Origin of the sequence: Nitratireductor indicus C115, from assembly GCF_000300515.1 — a bacterium.
In the GTDB taxonomy this organism is placed as follows: domain Bacteria; phylum Pseudomonadota; class Alphaproteobacteria; order Rhizobiales; family Rhizobiaceae; genus Nitratireductor; species Nitratireductor indicus.
This window is the reverse complement of record NZ_AMSI01000033.1, coordinates 1-14,759: the sequence shown is the minus strand read 5'-3', so window position 1 is coordinate 14,759 and position 14,759 is coordinate 1. Positions and strand designations below refer to the sequence as shown.

20 protein-coding genes are annotated in these 14,759 nt (G+C 58.6%); all 20 read right to left on the bottom strand.

The annotated features are described in order from the left end of the window. Positions 1-407: hypothetical protein (locus tag NA8A_RS23470; protein ID WP_009452928.1), on the bottom strand; the 407-nt coding region annotated here is incomplete at its 3' end. Further along, the gene (locus tag NA8A_RS23465) at positions 397-1,134 is read right to left on the bottom strand and encodes a hypothetical protein (RefSeq protein WP_009452927.1); all 738 of its coding nucleotides are present in this window, start codon (positions 1,132-1,134) and stop codon (positions 397-399) included. The genes NA8A_RS23470 and NA8A_RS23465, both read right to left, overlap by 11 nt. Before the next feature lie 6 nt (positions 1,135-1,140). Continuing rightward, complete coding sequence (locus NA8A_RS23460) at positions 1,141-2,988, bottom strand: phage tail tape measure protein (protein ID WP_009452926.1); 1,848 nt, start codon at positions 2,986-2,988, stop codon at positions 1,141-1,143. 313 nt (positions 2,989-3,301) lie between these two features. Then, entirely contained in the window at positions 3,302-3,670 is a 369-nt protein-coding gene (locus NA8A_RS23455) for a hypothetical protein (RefSeq protein ID WP_009452925.1), read from the bottom strand. Next, positions 3,670-4,131 (bottom strand): phage tail tube protein, encoded by a 462-nt coding sequence (locus tag NA8A_RS23450; RefSeq protein ID WP_009452924.1) that lies wholly within the window; start codon positions 4,129-4,131, stop codon positions 3,670-3,672. Before NA8A_RS23450 ends, NA8A_RS23455 begins: the two co-directional genes overlap by 1 nt. Positions 4,132-4,197: 66 nt before the next feature. After that, entirely contained in the window at positions 4,198-4,608 is a 411-nt protein-coding gene (gp17, locus tag NA8A_RS23445) for a tail completion protein gp17 (protein ID WP_009452923.1), read from the bottom strand. Positions 4,609-4,693: 85 nt separating this feature from the next. Further along, the gene (locus NA8A_RS23440) at positions 4,694-5,170 is read right to left on the bottom strand and encodes an HK97-gp10 family putative phage morphogenesis protein (RefSeq protein ID WP_009452922.1); all 477 of its coding nucleotides are present in this window, start codon (positions 5,168-5,170) and stop codon (positions 4,694-4,696) included. After that, entirely contained in the window at positions 5,170-5,433 is a 264-nt protein-coding gene (locus NA8A_RS23435; protein WP_009452921.1) for a hypothetical protein, read from the bottom strand. Before NA8A_RS23435 ends, NA8A_RS23440 begins: the two co-directional genes overlap by 1 nt. Then, positions 5,433-5,624 carry a hypothetical protein gene (locus tag NA8A_RS23430; RefSeq protein ID WP_009452920.1) on the bottom strand — a complete coding sequence of 64 codons (192 nt, stop codon included), beginning with the start codon at positions 5,622-5,624 and terminating at the stop codon, positions 5,433-5,435. The genes NA8A_RS23435 and NA8A_RS23430 overlap by 1 nt, the downstream gene beginning before the upstream one ends. A gap of 10 nt (positions 5,625-5,634) precedes the next feature. Beyond that, complete coding sequence (locus NA8A_RS23425) at positions 5,635-5,985, bottom strand: phage head closure protein (protein WP_040673481.1); 351 nt, start codon at positions 5,983-5,985, stop codon at positions 5,635-5,637. Further along, a complete protein-coding gene (locus tag NA8A_RS23420) occupies positions 5,985-6,542 on the bottom strand; it encodes a class I SAM-dependent methyltransferase (RefSeq protein ID WP_009452918.1) in 558 nt (185 codons plus the stop codon). The genes NA8A_RS23425 and NA8A_RS23420 overlap by 1 nt, the downstream gene beginning before the upstream one ends. Beyond that, on the bottom strand, positions 6,542-7,174 hold the full coding sequence (locus NA8A_RS23415) for a hypothetical protein (protein ID WP_009452917.1): 633 nt from the start codon (positions 7,172-7,174) through the stop codon (positions 6,542-6,544). The genes NA8A_RS23420 and NA8A_RS23415 overlap by 1 nt, the downstream gene beginning before the upstream one ends. After that, positions 7,171-7,746, bottom strand: a complete 576-nt coding sequence (locus NA8A_RS23410; protein WP_009452916.1) for a hypothetical protein — start codon at positions 7,744-7,746, stop codon at positions 7,171-7,173. The genes NA8A_RS23415 and NA8A_RS23410 overlap by 4 nt, the downstream gene beginning before the upstream one ends. Before the next feature lie 41 nt (positions 7,747-7,787). Next, on the bottom strand, positions 7,788-8,162 hold the full coding sequence (locus NA8A_RS23405; protein WP_009452915.1) for a head-tail connector protein: 375 nt from the start codon (positions 8,160-8,162) through the stop codon (positions 7,788-7,790). Then, on the bottom strand, positions 8,159-8,662 hold the full coding sequence (locus NA8A_RS24510; protein WP_009452914.1) for a collagen-like triple helix repeat-containing protein: 504 nt from the start codon (positions 8,660-8,662) through the stop codon (positions 8,159-8,161). The genes NA8A_RS23405 and NA8A_RS24510 overlap by 4 nt, the downstream gene beginning before the upstream one ends. Next, positions 8,662-10,014, bottom strand: a complete 1,353-nt coding sequence (locus tag NA8A_RS23395) for a phage portal protein (RefSeq protein ID WP_009452913.1) — start codon at positions 10,012-10,014, stop codon at positions 8,662-8,664. The genes NA8A_RS24510 and NA8A_RS23395 overlap by 1 nt, the downstream gene beginning before the upstream one ends. Before the next feature lie 4 nt (positions 10,015-10,018). Continuing rightward, complete coding sequence (locus tag NA8A_RS23390) at positions 10,019-10,246, bottom strand: hypothetical protein (RefSeq protein WP_009452912.1); 228 nt, start codon at positions 10,244-10,246, stop codon at positions 10,019-10,021. 71 nt (positions 10,247-10,317) lie between these two features. Further along, the gene (locus tag NA8A_RS23385) at positions 10,318-12,342 is read right to left on the bottom strand and encodes a phage major capsid protein (protein WP_009452911.1); all 2,025 of its coding nucleotides are present in this window, start codon (positions 12,340-12,342) and stop codon (positions 10,318-10,320) included. Positions 12,343-12,380: 38 nt separating this feature from the next. Continuing rightward, positions 12,381-13,958 (bottom strand): terminase large subunit, encoded by a 1,578-nt coding sequence (locus NA8A_RS23380; RefSeq protein WP_040673472.1) that lies wholly within the window; start codon positions 13,956-13,958, stop codon positions 12,381-12,383. Further along, positions 13,912-14,322: a hypothetical protein gene (locus NA8A_RS23375; protein WP_040673470.1), complete on the bottom strand. Its 411-nt coding sequence runs from the start codon at positions 14,320-14,322 to the stop codon at positions 13,912-13,914. Before NA8A_RS23375 ends, NA8A_RS23380 begins: the two co-directional genes overlap by 47 nt. Between the last annotated feature and the right edge of the window lie 437 nt (positions 14,323-14,759).

The window sequence follows — 14,759 nt, the reverse complement described above, 5'->3', positions numbered from 1 at the left end:
ATGGAGGCGGTGCCGTTCGGCTCGATTGAAAAGGATGGCTGATCCAGTTCGCACTCAGTCAGAAGCTCGGTAAAGCGCACCTGATAGTCCGGCCCCATGAAGGCTTTCCAGACCCATCCCTTGGACCCCTTCACAGTGCTGTCGAGGTAGGAAACATATTCCTCATCGATACCGGAAAGCGCGAACACCACATCGTTGATCTTCACTTCGGTATCTGCCGCGCCGAGCTTGACCGATCCGAGCCGGCCCACGCCCCGCCATTCCACCCCGTCATGGTCGAGCAGCCCGAGGCCATTCCAGAGATAGACCGGCCCGTCCGTGTGATCGAGCTTCACAAGCACCACATCCGTGACGTTGCCGGAGCGGAGCACCTGGTCGAGCGTCCAGCGGCGATACCTAGTCGACATGGGGCACTTCCACCGCGCTTAGGGAGGTTGCCCCGAAAATGAGGTTGTGCTGCTGCATGCCAACGTCTTTCGAGGACAGCACAAAGCGCCCGGTAGGCCGGCGAAGATCGATCCGGTCACCAACCAATGCCGGTTTCCAGAGCTTCCAGAGGAACGGCACGCGACATTTACCGTTCGCATCGGATTCGCAATCGTCGGCAACCATGTAGAGATTGCCACCAGTGCTGAAATGATCCCCTGCCCTGAACACCATCACCGACGGCCAAAGGCTATTCATGACGATGCTATCGGCATAACGCGGCGCATCTTCATCGACATAAGCGAGCGTCGAACCACCATCGATGTGATAGGAACCATCGATATGATAGCTGCCGTCGATCAGATACTCGCCGCCGAGGCTGTCATGGTCATCACGCGGGCGATAAATGCCAGCGCCATATCCCCGCGGATAGTCATGCAGAGGGTGATATAGCCTCATTCCGACATAGCCGCCCATCATACGGGCAATCGTAATGTCCCAGCTGAACCTGCGGTCCTCTGCACCATCGTCATATTGCGGAGCCATTTCCAGCTCAGCGGTCCAACGCATATGGCGAGGGCCGTTCACTCGAAAGGCTGCGCCCCATGCCGACGTGAACATTTCGCTGTCGGGGACCAGACCGAAGGTTCCGGATTGAACGCGATAAATGCTGTCCGATAGATCGATGGTCTTGAGAGGGAATGACATTCGCGCCTACCGGAAGAAGCCTGGACGATTACGGGACTCGGCCTGTGTGGCCTGTGTCGATCCTTCGATGATGCCAGGGGCAGCGGCCCGCACCACTTGAGCAGAAACGCGGCCAGAGGTTTGCTCCACGTAGGCTTGCAGATTGCCGTTGCGGTCCATGGAGACGCGGACATCAAGCGCCCCGCCGCCGCCCATATCCTGACCGGGCTTCCGAATGTCGACGGTCTCGCCTGGGGTAGCTTTGAACGCAACGAGCTGGCTATCAACCGCACCAGCACCGCCCACTGTGAACGAGCCGCCATTGGCAAAACCAACCAACCCACCAAGCAAACCTTTCAACAGCCCGCCGAAGATGCCGCCACCGAAGTTCATGTTGGAGAGGATCGAGGTAGCGACAGAGCGGATCGCGTCGAGCGCCACGTCCTTCCACTCCTTGGTGCCCTTGATCGCCTCTGCAATGCCAGAGCCGATTCCTTCAAACGAGCTCGTGATTCCATCGGCGGCAGAACCGGCAATATCCGTGACGCCGCTCGCCATGCTGTTCATGCCATTGGCGAGGCCCTGCATGATGTTCACACCGATCTCGTGGAAAACCGTCGAGGGAGAGTGAATGCCGAGAAGCCCCTTGAGGCGATCACGGATGCTGGCGCCGACACTCGCAATCCCCTCAGTGACGGTCCCGAACATCGACTTGATGCCGTTCCACAGCCCCTGCATGATCTGAACGCCGATCTCGTACATCTGCACATGCAAGTCGACAAACTTCTGCAGGAATGAAGAAGCGAACGCGCCCGCCGATGCGATGATCTCCGCTGTCTTCGTCTTGGCGGCGTTCAGCATCTCGAGGAACGCAGCATCGAAGTTTCGCGCCCATTGCATGACGGCGGCATCGACCGCCTTGATCTGGGGATAGAACGCAACCACAGCGGCGGTCAGTCCCGCGATGGCAGCGGAAACGGCGATCACCGGCGCACCTATTGCTCCGATTGCGAGAGCAACGGCGCCCAGCGGGATCGCCAGTGCCGCCAAACCAGCCGTGAGAGCGGCGCCAGACGATATGAATGTCTGAATTGCCGGGTCGAGTTCACTAAACCCAGCAGCGACAGACACCGCGAAATCACTGAACTGCGTCAGGGCCGGAAGGATCGATGCCGTGATGCTCGCCGCCAGGCTTCCAATCGAACCGGTAAGGCGGGAAATGTTGTCGTTGAACTGCTCGGCGTTCGCTCCCATTTCCTCGGTGAACACCTGGCCGAACTTTCCGGCCTCAGCGGTCAGCTTGTTGATCCCCTCTGAGCCACCAGCCAGAAGCGATGCGAGCTGCGGACCGTACCGCTCTCCGAAAATTTTGCCTGACAGTGCCGCCTTGCGTGTCTCGTCATCGACGTTCTGGAGCGCGTCAGCCACTTCACCCATGAGCTGGGTGGCAGATTTCAAGCTGCCGTCTGTATTCGCGACATTGACGCCAAGTTCCGCAAACGCATCCTTTGCGGCACCAGTCCCCTTCGATGCGTCATAGGCGTTTTTGTTGAGCGTGCGCAGCGAATTACCGAGATTGCTGAACGAAACACCCGAAAGATCTGCCGCGTACCTGAGACGCGACAGTTCCTCAATGGGAACCCCGAAGCTACGGCTAGCCTTTGCCATTTCATCGGCACTGTTGATCGTGCCTTTCACCATTACGGCCAAGCCACCAGCAGCAGCCGTCGCGGCGGCACCGGCAGCGAGCAGACCGGTCCTGGCCAGTTTACCGAACCTCTGGAGCCCGGACTCCGCCTTCTTCAATCCATTGCCGAACTGAGCCGTGTCGATCCCGAGGTTGACCCGGAGGCTGCCAATAACGCCCTGCGCCATTTCTACCTACCTCGCCGCTTCATCTTAGGAGCATTCGCGAGCCACGCCCTGACCTCATCCACTTGGACGGGTCTCATGTGGCGGCTTGCGCGCTTCGGACCTTCATCGAGAACGTTCTTGAGCTTCGGCATCTTCTTGATGCGCTGGAACGCCGCCGTGTGCCACGCCTGTGACATCACGAGATTGCTGTCGCGCCTTCGCTTTTCGTTGTGGCCGGCGAGAACGTTTTGAATTTCGCGGAGAGACAGGCCCCAGAAGTCCTGACCGTTCCCGCCGACGACGCTTACCCAGTCCTGTTGCAGCGAAAGCCAATCTATTCGGCTTTCGCCTTCGGAGGGTTTGCCTTGCCCTGATCTCCCTCCTGCGAGGGGAATGCGCGCTGGAGCGCCGTGCCAACCTTCTCCATGAGCGTGTTGACATCAACAGAAAGTGAAATCTGGCCGGCATCCTCGACCGTCATCTCTGGATGATGATCGATGAGCGCTGCCCAGATCAGAGTTCTCACCGTCTTGATGCTTGGGGCAGCGCCCTTCGTACCGACATTCTGGAAGTCCTCGATGACCTCCATAACCGGCTTGCCGAAAGCATCCTCCAGCTCGCACATCGCGTTGATCGAGAACGAGAGCGTGTAAGAATTTTCACCGGCTTTGAGCGTCACGCCGCCGCGATGAACATTCGCCATTACACGCTGCCCGCAGAGATCGTATCCCAGACCTCGGAGCCAGACGGCGCGAGCGTGATCGTGGCCGTCATACGGTCATCCACGGGGATCGTGCGCTCGTACCCGGTCACCGACGCCTCGAAGGTCACACGATGCCGATCCGTATCGCCCTGCTGGAGCGGGAACGTGATACGCCACTGGATGACGTCACCGCTGTTCAGAAGCGAGAGGATGAGCTGATCTTCCGGAGAACCTGGGATGTAGTTCGCCTCGAAGTTCGCCTCGCCATTGTCGATCAGGCCCGGAATATACTCACGGCGCCGATCCGGGCTGCAGAAGTGCGTGACATCAATGCGGTCCGCTTCCTGAGCGCCGGGCGACAGGTTGAAGACCTCACAGAGTTGAACGAAGCCGGGTGGCGAACTGGCGTCATCATACGCCTCAAGGATCGTATCCCAGCCGATGGTTGCTTTGCTTGCCATTTTACGGCTTCCTTTTCAGAGAATGCCTTGCCCAAGGGCGATTGCGGGCAGACCGGCCGGGCCGGATCAACCGGCGTGGTGGATGCGAAAATCCACGGCCACGCCAAAGAGCTTTGAGCCTGCGTCTGAGGTATTCACGCCACCGGGAGCGTCTTCGGTGAGATCGCGCCCCTCCCCGTCGACAAAGACCCCGTAGATGCCGGCTGCCGGGTCACTGAACATGTCGAGAGTGGTCACCACGGCACGTGCTAGGGCCTTCACAGCTCCATAGGTCTCTGCGATGCAATTCACCTGCACGCGGCTCTCCACGGTGCCGCGCCCGCAGAAGTGATAGTTCGGCAGGCCGTCGACGCGGTGAAGAACGAGATAGGGAGGCGTGACAGCGAGCGAGCCATCGTCCCGGCGCGGTGCCTTCACCCAATACCGCTTGCCATCAGCCACGCCGCTCAGGAGCGCGGTTATCCGTTCTTCGATCATTCGGCTTGCGTCCTGTTGGTAGCTGTGAGCGCTCGATCAGACGGGCCAGCGCGGCGCGGGCCATTTCACACACTCGGCAGGTCATCTATTTGCCCTTGGCAGCGGCCTTTGCCTGCTTCTTGGCGAGGCGTTTCGCGGCTCTCATGATTTCGTCACCAAGCTGATCACCGATCACGTCCAGCACCTCCATCTTGTTCGCATCCCAGGCTGGGCGCATGAAGGGCTGCGGGCCGTGCTGAACCGTTCCGAACTCCTGCCAGTGCCCATGAGGGTGCGGGACCGAAACGTCAGGGCCGACATACATCTCGACGAACGATTTATCGGTGCCGCGCGTGGCCTTTCGCTGGTTCTTGTTCAGGCGTGTGGAAATGGTGATCGAGGTCGGCAGATCATTCCGTGGGCGGCCGGGGCGGTCAGGAGCCAAGCGCTGCGCATCGTTGATGAGCGGCTTTGCGGCTTCCCGCAGCGTGCGCCGGAGGACGTTCTTGCCAGTTGATTTGGGCAACTCCGCGAGCGCCCTTTCAAGCTCGCGCAGCCCCTCAATCCGGACATTGGTCGCCATCAGTCGATCACTCCAAGTTCCCGGGATTCGCGAAGTATCTCAGTGAGCCGGCCTTTCGGCGCTGCAAAAAGACGGCCGCCGCCGAGCCAGTGGATTTCGATTGCATCTGTCGGATCATCGATGAACCTCTCTATGGCTCTATCGAGTTTCCGAAATGCCTCGCCATGCTTCGTTGCCAATCTGGCATGAATTTCGGACAACAAGCCGATTGCGTCGTGAAGCTCATCCATCTCAACGGACAGATGGCACTTGACGGTCGCCATCAGGCGGACACTGAGAGAACTTCGAGGTCGACGCTCTCATCAATCACAAGAACAGGATTACCGGGGCCGGCCCATCCCTCGAACTGCTCTTTGATGCGCTTCGCTACTTCATCGCTGATGCGACCTTTGATGCGAACGATCAGCCTGTCACCGCGGGCGAGATGAATGCGGCGAACCTCTTTGATGTCCATTTTCAGTCTCCTAATCCGTGCTCCGAACCGCCGTGATCTCAATGAAGCGTCCCCGCATATCGCCTTGGTCGCCTTCCTTCACACCCTCGATGTTCCAGATGCCGCCGTCATAGGACAGGCGATCAACTGGCGAGATCGTTTTCGATTTGGTCGAGGCGCGGATGACGAACCGGCTGCGAAGTGAAGAACCTGTTTGGCCGGCGGCGAACTTTTCACCGTCTGACACGTCGCGGCGAGCGGCACGGACCGTAATGAACCCGGCCCAATCAAGGATGTCCTCGTTGAAGTCGTTCGTACCCACGACCTGGTACCGCTCAACCGTGATTGTCCGGTCGAGCGAACCCGCTGAGCGCTTTGCCATCAGACCCGAGCCCACCATGTGAAATTCAGATCGGTTTCCAGCGTGCAACCGGTTTCCTCGATCCACCCATCAACCGCACGGTCAACACCGAAACAGAAGCGCGCATCCGGGTTTTGATAATCGTGCCCGCCGATCCAGCCGCTAGCCTTCACCTTCGGGAACCAAGCCGCAATGTCTTCCCGGACACCTTCATAGGAATGGTCGGCATCGATGAAGACCAGGTCGAGCGTGCAATCTTCAACCTGTGATGCCGCCTCGACCGATGACATTTCCTTGATCTGCGCGCGGCCGCGGAAGCGATGTACCCGAGCGAGTGCTTCTCGCTTGTGCTTACTCACGATCTCCGCAGGATCGAATGCGTGCTGATCTTTCGTCGCCTTGTAGCGTTCCGGCTGCTGATCGGACGGCAACCAGCTATCGACCATAATCAGGCTGGCGTCTGTGTTCTGGAGAACGCATTCCGATACTTGCCCGCGCAGGACGCCGATTTCGGCAGCCAGCGCGTGGGGCGGCAACCGGCGAATAATCGTCTGTGCTCGCTGTTCAAAGGGGCGCATTACCATCCGTTTTCCCAAGGCCGGGGCTTGCCGTGAAAGATCACGACACGCGCATTCTCCGGCAACGTTCCGTCACCGAACTCTTTGTCTGACCGAGTTTTCTCGCGGACATGGCATTTGTAAGAAACCACCTGACCGGGCAGCACGTCTTGCCATCGCTGCGCCCTGCCCTGCCAGAACTGACCAAGGAAACCCTGGTCGCCCCACATCTCCTGCGTCACGCATTCCCGCATGTGCCGTGAAGGATCAGCTATCCATGCATCCCAAATCTCCTGTCGATCACGCTCTGGAATGAACATGAGCGACGATTGAATGCGCCCAGTCGTCGGCCAGTAGAAATCAGACAGCACCGTGAGGCGGTCGACAGCTGCAATGCCGTCCAGAGTGCCTACGATTGATGTGTCCAGATCCATGAATAGAAGGTCGCCACCGATATCGGGGCGAAACAATTCCATCTTGGACCACCAACCCGGCCAATCATACCGAAGCTCGATACGGGGGCACGGAACCTCGACATCCGACAGGCAAAAAATCTGAGCGCCGGGAAGATAGTCTGTCACCTGCCGGCAAAGTCGGGCGATATGGGAAGCGTCGAAGTCACCTCCTGACCGCAAAACCAGCGCGACCCTCATGAGGCAAGCGCCTCATCGAGTTCCATCTTCGGATAGCTGGTCAGGGCAGATACCTTGCTGCAGTTGATCACCTTGATACCCATTGGATGGATCACCTTGCTCGCGTTGTCGACAGCGCGCCGCCACCGGGCAGCGCTTGCCTCTTTCGGGTTGTGCAGATTGCCCGGATGCGCCCCATGCCAGTGAAGGCCGTAACGGGTGGTCATGTCATAGCCGACCAGGATGATCTTCCTGCAACCGAACTGCACTGCGAGGTTCAGTGCATGAAACCCACCGTTGCCGCCCCAGCCCACGGTGCCGAGAGGCGACAGGAACAGGCGATCATCCGGCTTCCGGCAATCCACCTGTTTGAGCTCCGGGAAGTCCTTCACTGCGGCCCTGTCGACCGTGAGCTTGAGACCAGTGAAGCCCGGACACCCCTTTACGTGCCGCCACCATGCAAAGTCGCAGGCGTAGAGAATGTCGGCCCATGGCGCCAACTCCCATGACTTGTTGATCGCAATGAATTTCGCTTTACCTTTCGCGACATGCAGCGGGGCGTTCTTTGCGCTCGGCCCGGATGCCACGATCACGACCGTCTCTCCCTCCCATGAGGGCCACCACTCAGGCTTTGTCATCGAAGCGCAGGGTCTCGGAGCGGATAAAGCAAGGCGGTGACGGGCTTCGGGAGATACCCTCGGTCGAAGGCTTCTTCGGTGTCGCCGTCCGGCTCGCGATAGAAGTGACCGACGAGCAGGATTGCTGCAGTTTCGATTTCCTTCGGGATTTCGGTTCCTGAAGGCACGTCGCCGCCGCTGTCCAGGTTCAAGATGACTTCGGCCTGATCCTTCAAGTAATTGATGATCGCGGCAGATGCGGCCTCGATATAGGCGTCGAGCAGCGTGTCATCCTCATGTGGGAGGACATTCCAACCGCCGCTCGTTTCCTCGATCTCACCGATGCGCAGAGCAAGCTTCACGGTGTCGAGAGAGACCAGTTTGACCATCATCCCACCTTCAAGGGCTGCTTCGGCTGATCGGTCTTCATTATTCCGTCCTTGCCATCCCTGCCCTTCTTGACGGCGAGCCGCCATCCATCACCATCCCCGGGCTTGTCCGCGGTATCCTTCTGAGCGATCCAGAATGAACCGCCCCAAGTCACGCCATCCCCGGCAGAATAGGTATCTCCGGCCTTGAACACCCCTCGGTCGAGGACAACGGGCAGCGTGAACGGGAACTCCTTCATCTTTTCGCCCTTGGCGAAACGGAATGTGAAGGTGCGCAAGCCGTCATGAACGACTTCCAGATCATCGAAGCCAATACCGTCGGCACCGTCCACGCCATCTTGACCGGGTTCGCCCTTGTCTCCCTTCTCGCCGCGCTCGCCTTTCTCAGGTTGGCGCTTCTCAATGGCATCGAGGCGGACCAGAACCGGCGCAATCGCATCGCGCACATAGTTCTTGACCACGCCAACGATCTCCTGGCCGAAGGCCTTCCCGTCGAACGTCATCAGCGGAGTCCTTTGTAGATTTCGACCAATGCGGCGCGTGCCTCAGCCTCGGCGTTGTCGTTTGCCGCCTCTCCATCAGCCGGTGCCGGCGTTGGTGTGCTTGGCGACCCGAACGGGTCTTCTTGGGCGTCACGCTTGGCAAGGGCCTCCAGCGAATAGTTCTGCTGTTGAAGCATTGGGCTGTCGCCACCGGTTTTCGGCTTCTTGTCCAGTTTGGCGCGCATCTCATTTGGTGACAGGATGCCCGCAGCATCCTTGAGCACCTGCATCTGAGTGACGCTGTCCATGCGCAGAAGACCGTCCAGGTCGAATTCCGTTCCAATGTTCACGCCATTCATGCCGAGACCTTCGTCAAGGCATATCTCGATGTCTTCAATATGCTTCTGGAGACACTGGCTGTAATATTCGACGTTCAACGCCTGCACGTTGTTGTAGCTGGGCAATTGGCCGACGCCGATCTTGTAGGGAGGAACATGGTAGACGGAACACACCACTTCCGCAGACCATTTCAACTGCTCGATCAGCTGGGAATCGTTCGCCTTTGCAGCCATCGCCTCGTATTTGAGGCCATCGCCAACAACGGCAACCTTTCCAGCGTTCTTGCCCGTGAAGTTGTTGTCCCAATACTCCTTGAGACGGGCTGCGGTATCGTCAGATATCGCGCCGGGGGCTGACAGAACTCCGCCCGGCTGCGCGCCATTCTCGAAGAACTTGGTGGAATTGCTCTGAATAGCGAGGCCCTGCATGGCGGCCAGCCCACCGGCAAAGATTGGCGACATCCCGACCAACGGATGGAACATGCAGTTGAAGCGGTCGTGAATGATCTCGCGGGCTGGGACGATGACGCGGCTTGGGAGCCCGCTCAGTTCATCAGTGTTGAGCTCGTAGAAGATCGATCCATCATCCGAAACGAGCGGCTTCACCCTAAGGGGATCGAGGATATATAGCGCCCGAACCGTTCCAGCGCCGTCCCGCTGCTTCAAGACATATGTGTTGCCGCGCTGGAGCTTCGATAGAACCCATGCTTCAAAGAACTGGATGCGATTCTGGAAATGATTGGGCTTCCGAAGAACCGGAGAATATGCCGGGTTGGTGACCTCTGTCCAAATCCCATTGTCATCCTTCTGAACCAACTTGACCCGAAGCTTTGAGATATCGGATGCGATCAGCGTGCGGCATGCGAAATCGGCATGGAAGGAAAGAACCGAATTGTAATCGACCTCGATGTTCTGTTGCCACGCACCGGAGAATCTTTCGAGGATCCGAAACCATCCGCCCCGGTTCGGGTTCACCGGTGACAGGTCTTTCTTGCCCTCGCCTGTAAAGGGGACCGGAATGCCGAGAATACGCATAGGCTTAGCCCTTCGCTTCCGCGATCTTGGTGCGCAGCGTGTCCGCGTCCCAACCATGATAGGGCTTCTTGCCCACGACTTTGACATAGCGCGCACGCAACGCCTTCATGTCATCGACCGGCTTGCGCGGCTTCGCCTGCACGTCGCGGTGGCCATAACCAAGCTTTTTAGCGATCTTTGCATAGCGCGGGTCGCGCGCGTTCATGGCGCGCGTCAGATAATTCGATTTCATCGGGCATTCTCCCGAGAGAGGAAGGGAACCGGCCGCAGTTGCCCGCGACCGGCAATGTCATTCAGGACTGCTTAGACGGATGCCGCCGGCAGCCCCCAATTGACCTCATCCAGAACGGCCACAGCCGATGCGCGGCGCTTGGCCCAGTTCAGGATGCGTTCAGCACGGAAAGCCACACTGTTGGTCTGCCACATGGAGACCATGGACGTGGCCGTCGGCGTCACAGTGTCGTTAGTCGGATTGTCGAGCATCTGCAGCGAGGCTTCGCGGGAAACATCAATCATGACGCCGCCCTCGTCCGCGAAATAGATGTCCGACGCGTTGACCAGGGCGACATAGCCGCCAGCCGACACGGGTGCGAAATATTCCGACACGATGACCGGCAGACCCATGAAGGTGCCGCCGTTCATGCTGATGCCGCCGAATTCAGCCTGGCCGAGCGGATTGACCATCAGAGACAGTGCAAGTGCAGTGGCCGAGGCCATGATCCACACGCCAGACGTGGGCGGGTTATTCGCGGCGACAAAGGTCGCCATAAGTGCCCGCACATCCTCGCGGATCGCATCAGCGTCGTTACCGCTGGAAGTGACCGGAGTCACGCCATTGGTGATCGATGCCGGGGACACGCCGGCAGACGCCGATTTCGCCGGGTCGATGAAATCCGTATCGATGCGTTCGGCCACTGCCGCGGCCAAGGCATCACGCAGGATCATATCGGCAGACGGGCTCGACTTGCGCAGCAGTTCCTCGGTAACGACCGAGATCGTAGCCACCTTGAGCTCATCAAGGGTGGTGCGGCTGAAGTCGAAGGCCGTCAGAGGCTTCGGCTTGCCCTCACCTACCCAATAGGCCTGCCCTCCACCGGTCTGGCCGATCAGAGGGGTGCGAAACGGCACCCGGCGAAGTGACGGGATGCTGTTGGTGCCGAACTTTCCGACGATGGTCATCGGGCGAAGGAATTCGACAAAGTCGGCGTAAACCGAAGTCTCATCACCAACAAGGTCTTCTGCCCAGTTGCCAGAGATGTCGGCACCAGCAACGACATTCGCCTTAGAGACGATGCCGTAGACAGCAGAGTTTTCGCCATAGAGGCGCTTGGCGATATCCGTCTGCCGGTACTCACCCTGGCTCAAGAAAGCCAGAGCCTTGACCTTGGCCAGCCGGGCAAACTCGATACCAGCCTCCGGCTTGGGAGCCTTGACTGTTACGGCGGTCCGGGCCGTTGCATCCGAGGCAGGAGCAACCGGCGCCTTGTTGACGGGCTTGGCTTCCTGAGCCTTTGCGCGCTCCATGCGGCGAAGGTCTTTGAGCTCGTCATCGATGGTGTCGCATTCGTCCGCGAGGGTGCCGAACTCTTCCTTTTCGGAATCGTCCTTGGTCCGACCTTCTTCGGATGCCTTGGCCTGGATTTCCTCCATACGCGCCATATTCGCGGCACGCTTGGCCTCCAGAGCCGTAATCTGCTCAGCGAGCGTTTTCATGTCATTGCCCTCCTTCGGGCGCAAGTTGACGGGTTTGTGAGATTTTCCCGAAGCGCCGGGAGGGGTCTTCGTCGGACGCTCGATTGTGCCGGTCGCGGCGGGAGCGTTCGGGTCGAAGGACTTGATGAGCGCGACACCAGCCGCGTCCATGTTCTTGATGCTCGTCATAACGGCTTCCGGCTGGGCCGGGATCGTGACGGCGGAAAGTTCGTAGACTTCGCTCTCGACAAAGCGAATGCCGTTTGTGCCCTCGATGAAGGCGTATTCGATAGCGCGGAACCCGATGGAGACCGCGCGGACAAGGCCAAGCTTGATCGACTGCCAAGCTTCGTCCACCCGATCCTTCAGCGTTCCCGCTTCCTCGATGACGGGGAGTTCAGCCTCAAAGGTAATGCCGTCTTCGGTCGGGCTGTCGAATTTTACCGTGCCAATCGGCTTGCCAGCATCATGCTGCCAGAGGAAAGGCATAGGGTTCTGGAACTTCACCCCCATCGGCTCGACAACATCGCCTACGCGATCAACAGCCGGCGTCGTCGCGACACCGCGAATAATGCGCTTTTCCTCGTTCACTGCCTTGATGTGCAGATACGAGTATGCGCGGCGCGTCACAGTCATGACGGACCTCCAGAGTTTTCGGTTTTCAGGAAGCGATGTCAGCCGAAGGCGAACATCTGGAATTTCGGCTCGGGCTTCGGAGTTTCGAAGGTTCCAGCCACTGCTCTCGCCATTGTAAGCGCCACCATTCCGTCAATGCGGCCTGTCGCCTTGGCCTTATCGAGCTTTCGATTACCTGCCGGGTCGCTCGTCACAACGGCGTTCGCCGCGCACATCGCCAGCACCGGATGATTACCGTGTACGAAACGTTGATCGAGAAGATCACTTTCCAGATCACGAAGAGCGGGCGACATTGACTGATATCCTTGTCCCATCGGCTCGAATAAGGCCCTGTCACCCTCAAGCTGGTCTTCGGAAAACCCGGCCTTGAGAAGCCAGGGCTTCAGATGCCGCCAATTCCAGCGGTCAAATGCGATCTTGCGGATATCTCCGCGCTCGCAATCTGAATACAAACTGGCAGCCACAAACTCATAATCGACTGTCTTCCCGCGCGTTGTCCTGAGGTGGCCCTGCGCCTCCCAAACATCATACGGCACTCGGTCAATCCGTGATTTCTCCCTGATGCCATCGCCCGGGAGCCAGAAAGTTGGCTTGACATGCCAGAGCCCGTCAACTGGCGCTATGTAGACCTTCGCAGTCAGGTCATTCACTGCAGAAAGATCAAGGCCTCCAAACACTGGCAAACCATCAAACGACTCAACAACCTCCCCTCCGCATGCCAACCAAATCGATCTGGATACGAACGGCGCGAACATTTCCACGCGTTGATTTAGGATCAGATTGCGGTATTCCGGCTCACGGCTCGGCATGCGGCGGGCATCTTCCGCCATTGCAAGAACCTCTTCATCGTTCTGGAAATCGCCGAAGGCCGGGTTTGCCATCTTGATAGTTTTGGCATCGAAAGGATCAGCGTCATCCGGTGCGGAATAGAGGCTCATGACCACTCGCAGGTCTGCCTCGGTCTTCGCATCATCGATCAATATCGATAGTAGATCTGTTGGGTTTGGTGCCTGTGTCGATATCACAATGGAAAGCGGCGCCTCCTGAGCACCGGTCGCCGTCTCAAGCGCCTCGTACAACTCTGATCGCGGTCCCCTAACTTGCCCCAATTCATCATGAACGATGAACACCGGGCTCAAGCCGTATGCTGTTGAAGCCTCCGCGGAAAGTGCTCGATATACCGTGCCCAATTCCTCGCAGGTAAGCCTTTTCCCGGAATCGACAGGTACCACGTACTGGCTGAGAGACGGCGACAGGCGCACCACCTTTGCGGCCAGCGAAAACAGGATTGCTGCTTGTTCACGCGATTGCGCCGCGCTGAACAACTGCGAATTTGGCCGCGCCTCTGGCCCACAAAGATGCAGCAGCAGGAGAAACGCTGCTAGCGCTGTCTTCCCGTTCTTACGTCCGAACGAGATGATCGCCCGGCGTGTGCCATGCGGGTTGTCATATATCTTGCGTATCTCATCGCGCTGCCAAGGTCGAAGCCGCACTGGCTGACCAACAAGCTTTCCTTCAGGAACTCGGCAGTGGGTCTCGATCCAGCGGATATTCCGCTCGGCGCGGCTTTCAGCCTTCCCACGGCTTGCGCGCGCTGGTGATTTTCTTGTTGCCACGATGATTGGTAGTCGCCTGTTGCGAGATGCGCATCGTCGTTGCCAAGGAGCGGATCGTCGCGCTCTGCCGGGCCTGCATCTTCAAGAGCCTGTCATAATCCTTTATCGACAATTCGGGGTCGCTCGTTGCCCGTTCGATCATTTCAGCCACACGTCGCGCCTGGATAACCTCTCTGCAATACTGCGTCAGTAGAGGCGCTGTGTCCGATGAAAACCAATCTGCCGGGCGGCTATTGACTACCGCAGCCCAGACTTCGGTTTCCTCGTCGTTCAATTCGTGGGGGGCCCGCTGACGCTCGATTGTTTCGATGCGCTCGACCGCAATCTCCATAGAAGCCGCCGAAGGCCTTCCGCGCTTGGCCATTGGTCACAATATCCTAAACGAAAAACTCGGATTGTTACGGTTTTGCAATTGTGAGCTCTTCGCGCCGGTCCCTAAGCCCATCGATCTGGACTTTTTAACCACCCCCCCATCTAGGATGTCCGTCTTTCAGGCAGGGGAAGCCGTGGAGAGGCATTTCAGCTTTTGGCGCATCTCTGACTGTTTGCAGGGTGGCGCTCGTCTACGGGCCATCCATCGGCCCCTATCTCGGTCGAGTATCCCATGCGTTCTTCGCTTTGGGCGTCTCGGTCATGACATGGAGCGCATAGGCTTTCGAAGGGCCCGGCGTAGAAGGTGGCCGGGCTTTCCTTACTGGCCTTGTCTACATGGTGGCAGACTGTGGCTTTGGTGATGATCCCGCGCTTAAAGCACCACTCGCATACCGGCTTGGCTGCGAGCTGCGCGTCTCTCACCCTTGA

Bases quoted from the DNA above. Each gene is read 5' to 3' on its own strand.
- gp17 (WP_009452923.1), bottom strand. From the start codon at position 4,608: ATGATCGAAGAACGGATAACCGCGCTCCTGAGCGGCGTGGCTGATGGC.
- NA8A_RS23455 (WP_009452925.1), bottom strand. From the start codon at position 3,670: ATGGCGAATGTTCATCGCGGCGGCGTGACGCTCAAAGCCGGTGAAAAT.
- NA8A_RS23405 (WP_009452915.1), bottom strand. From the start codon at position 8,162: ATGATGGTCAAACTGGTCTCTCTCGACACCGTGAAGCTTGCTCTGCGC.
- NA8A_RS23395 (WP_009452913.1), bottom strand. From the start codon at position 10,014: ATGCGTATTCTCGGCATTCCGGTCCCCTTTACAGGCGAGGGCAAGAAA.
- NA8A_RS23460 (WP_009452926.1), bottom strand. From the start codon at position 2,988: ATGGCGCAGGGCGTTATTGGCAGCCTCCGGGTCAACCTCGGGATCGAC.
- NA8A_RS23430 (WP_009452920.1), bottom strand. From the start codon at position 5,624: ATGGACATCAAAGAGGTTCGCCGCATTCATCTCGCCCGCGGTGACAGG.
- NA8A_RS23425 (WP_040673481.1), bottom strand. From the start codon at position 5,985: ATGGCAAAGCGCTCAGCGGGTTCGCTCGACCGGACAATCACGGTTGAG.
- NA8A_RS23415 (WP_009452917.1), bottom strand. From the start codon at position 7,174: ATGAGGGTCGCGCTGGTTTTGCGGTCAGGAGGTGACTTCGACGCTTCC.
- NA8A_RS23390 (WP_009452912.1), bottom strand. From the start codon at position 10,246: ATGAAATCGAATTATCTGACGCGCGCCATGAACGCGCGCGACCCGCGC.
- NA8A_RS23385 (WP_009452911.1), bottom strand. From the start codon at position 12,342: ATGACTGTGACGCGCCGCGCATACTCGTATCTGCACATCAAGGCAGTG.
- NA8A_RS23375 (WP_040673470.1), bottom strand. From the start codon at position 14,322: ATGGCCAAGCGCGGAAGGCCTTCGGCGGCTTCTATGGAGATTGCGGTC.
- NA8A_RS23440 (WP_009452922.1), bottom strand. From the start codon at position 5,170: ATGGCGACCAATGTCCGGATTGAGGGGCTGCGCGAGCTTGAAAGGGCG.
- NA8A_RS23450 (WP_009452924.1), bottom strand. From the start codon at position 4,131: ATGGCAAGCAAAGCAACCATCGGCTGGGATACGATCCTTGAGGCGTAT.
- NA8A_RS23465 (WP_009452927.1), bottom strand. From the start codon at position 1,134: ATGTCATTCCCTCTCAAGACCATCGATCTATCGGACAGCATTTATCGC.
- NA8A_RS23420 (WP_009452918.1), bottom strand. From the start codon at position 6,542: ATGCGCCCCTTTGAACAGCGAGCACAGACGATTATTCGCCGGTTGCCG.
- NA8A_RS23435 (WP_009452921.1), bottom strand. From the start codon at position 5,433: ATGGCGACCGTCAAGTGCCATCTGTCCGTTGAGATGGATGAGCTTCAC.
- NA8A_RS24510 (WP_009452914.1), bottom strand. From the start codon at position 8,662: ATGACGTTCGACGGGAAGGCCTTCGGCCAGGAGATCGTTGGCGTGGTC.